The organism is Ruegeria sp. AK11, from assembly GCF_056541095.1.
On the sequence record NZ_JBQFXU010000032.1, the window covers coordinates 1 to 2,402 of the forward strand.

1 protein-coding gene is annotated in these 2,402 nt (G+C 53.3%); it reads left to right on the forward strand.

What is annotated here, in order from left to right; translation table 11 throughout:
• The first annotated feature begins 1,001 nt into the window (after positions 1-1,001).
• Positions 1,002-2,177, forward strand: coding sequence for an alpha/beta hydrolase (locus ACR0D9_RS20545; protein WP_480484963.1), 1,176 nt, complete (start codon positions 1,002-1,004; stop codon positions 2,175-2,177).
• Positions 2,178-2,402 lie beyond the last annotated feature (225 nt).

Here is a 2,402-nt window from a genome sequence, read left to right on the forward strand (position 1 = left end):
TGATCATTCTTGTTGGGTGCCTTCTTTTGCGAGGCGCTTTGGGTGAAGTGAAGCCAGTGACCGCCAATTTGACAGAATTGCACCCTCATAATGTGCAGTTAACTGCAAACTGTCGGGGCGATACCTTTCTATTTCAGGTTACCATAACCAGTCCGCACAGGACATTCCGTTATTAGCACTGCCGCCCCTCCGAAACCATCCTTACACCGAGACGAAACCTCTGACTCAAGGGCGGTATGGAGCGACAAAAACGGTCTATATTCGTGATAATTTGTGCTCCATTCTGGTTTTATTTTGGTAAAATGTATCAATTCGTTTGCCCGGTCAAGAAAAAGCAACAAAAAGCCACACGATCGCAAATCGTTCTAACTTTGGGGCACAGGCAGTGCACTGGAGGAGTTTCATCCAATCGAAAAACCGCTGAATTGCGCCGGGTTCTCTGGAAGCTTCGATCCCTGGATAGGGTGAGGCCAAGGTAAAAAACAGCAAACAAACATTCTTTTGGAGCCCACAAACTTGCGGCGGGAGCCGGACAACCAAGAGTGGTAAAATTCTGGTGCGAACCTTTTCAGTGCAGGAAACGTTCATGACTATTCGCACATGCCCTTCACCTTGATGAACATCTGGCCCGTTTCATAGCCGTTTTCACATGGTCCCTTGCGCCTTTGCGTAGTTTCACATTGTAAAAGACTCATCAAGAAGCCGACCCCGAAATCGGCGACCATTGGTTAATGTGGCCGCTTACTCGAACCCTTCAAACGTCTATCAGACAGCATCATCCACGGTCCCGGCCCGCAATCTGCTGCCATCGTTGTCGCAGGCATCCACTAAGGCTTGCCAACGGTGGTCCATTTGCAAAAATGGTTGAAAGCTCGTGCCGGCAAATCTCAATGCGGCGGAAATTCTGGGGCGTAAAGTGTCTGATGCATAGGTTCTGTTGGCTAATTATCTTCATAACCCTGACGGGGTGTGCGGCGAAAACCTACAATGAAATTGACATCATGCCTTCGCCAACGGTCTTTGCCAATGGCACGCTTGACCCGTTCGGGGATGTGACCGAGGGTAATTTCGAGTCGCGGGCGCGTCTGTTTTACGCAACCGACCGCCAGCCCGCAGAACCGGACGACCCGCAGAAAAGCTACAATAATGCACGGGGGCACGTGCTGCGGGCGGGTGTCGCGCAGATTGCGTCGGACCCGCCGCTTGAAAGCTGGGAAAACGCAAGGCGCATAACGCTCGCCGCGGCGCGGGATCGGGACTATAGGCTGCGGGTGGTGGGCGTGACCGAGACCGGCATTCTGCCGTTCAGCGCTATCAATTACATGGATACGCCACCCAGCCGTGCCGAAGTCGAAGCCGCCGGCAGCCATTTTGCGTCACAAATCAGTGCGCAATTGGCACAATCGGCCAACAAGGACATTTTCATCTACATTCATGGCTATAATGTGGATTTCGACTATTCCACTCTGGTCTCAAGCCAGTTGCAACATTTCCTGGGCTATCAGGGCGCTTTCATCAGTTACAACTGGACAGCAACCCCAAGTACGCTGGCCTATTTCCGCGATCAGGAATCGGCGCTGGCCTCGCGACGCTATCTGCGCGAGCTGATTGCCTTTCTCTCGGCCCTTACCGATGCCCGTCGCATCCACCTGATTGGCTACAGTGCCGGGACAAGGCTGGCATTTGACGCCGCCTATCAAATTGCTTTGGGGGCCGAGGGAAACGCGCGGTTGGGCAAGCTCATCCTGATCGGCAGCGATCTGGATCGCGCTTATTTCATTCATGCTATCGAGGACGGTCTTCTCGATGCGGTTACGGACCTGACGATCTATCAGTCGCAAACGGATTCCGCGCTGGCGATGTCTAGGCTTGTTTTTGGCCGCAAGCGCGTCGGAGAGACTTCGCCGCCCGGCGAAGCAGTGCCTGCGGTGCAAGCGGAGCTGGCCCGGACCCCAAGGCTGCATGTCATCGACGTGACGGATGCCGAAGAGGCGGGCACTGGCAACGGGCATTGGTACTTCCGATCTTCACCATGGGCCAGCAGCGATCTTTTCCTGTCATTGCTGACCAACAAAGACCCCGCCGCGCGCGGACTGGTGCGCGCACCCGGCGAAGTCATCTGGCGTTTTCCAGACGATTATCCGCAAAGGATCAGGGAACTGGGGCGTTTGTACTGAAGGAAAGGAACCGTCTGGTTATCCCCGTCTATTCTCTATTCTGATCAGCTTGCCACACGAGGCTCCCTCGGATCACATCGAAACTCTTATGTAAGGTCATCCATAGGTCAGACTTATGACGTTGAAGGTATAATCGATTTTTCTTGGCATATTAATCTGTCAAGATACCATTGCTCAAATGTGAATTTTACGCCGCGCAAGAATGGCGAACCTGTCAAACAATTC

Coding starts and splice junctions, on each gene's coding strand:
- ACR0D9_RS20545 (WP_480484963.1), top strand. CDS start 1,002: ATGCCTTCGCCAACGGTCTTTGCCAATGGCACGCTTGACCCGTTCGGG.